At 50.3% G+C, this 346-nt stretch carries 1 protein-coding gene; it reads right to left on the bottom strand.

Annotated elements, in window-relative coordinates:
* Nucleotides 1-326, bottom strand: a 326-nt coding sequence (locus tag ACTRWE_RS19325) for a signal peptidase II (RefSeq protein WP_462880550.1), incomplete at its 3' end; no start/stop codon positions are given.
* Nucleotides 327-346 lie beyond the last annotated feature (20 nt).

The raw sequence follows: 346 nt of genomic DNA, 5'->3' as shown, positions 1-346 counted from the left end.
CCCATGGCGCCACCGAGGATAAGACTGTAAGCGATGGCTTCTCCTTTATGACGATTTTCAAGGATCAGCTTGATCAGAAAAATCGAGACCACTACCGCGATTCCGATAAAAAAGTAGCGCTGCCAGCCTCCACCATTCGCAAAAAGACTGAATGCGGCACCGGTGTTCCATAGGTGCACCCAGTTAAAGAACGGGGTCACCGAAACATACTCGCCATAGGCCATTGATTGCTGCACCAGCCACTTTACAGCCTGATCAGACGCTGCCAGCAGGCCCGATATGGACAATAGGGCATACGGCGAGAGCTTTTTGCCAATAATGAGCATTATTTAACCCTTCAACGCCA

This window comes from Pseudoalteromonas sp. G5_S1_54_S4, assembly GCF_054968565.1.
The sequence above is the reverse complement of the archived record's forward strand: the minus strand, read 5'-3'. Positions and strand labels throughout refer to the sequence as shown.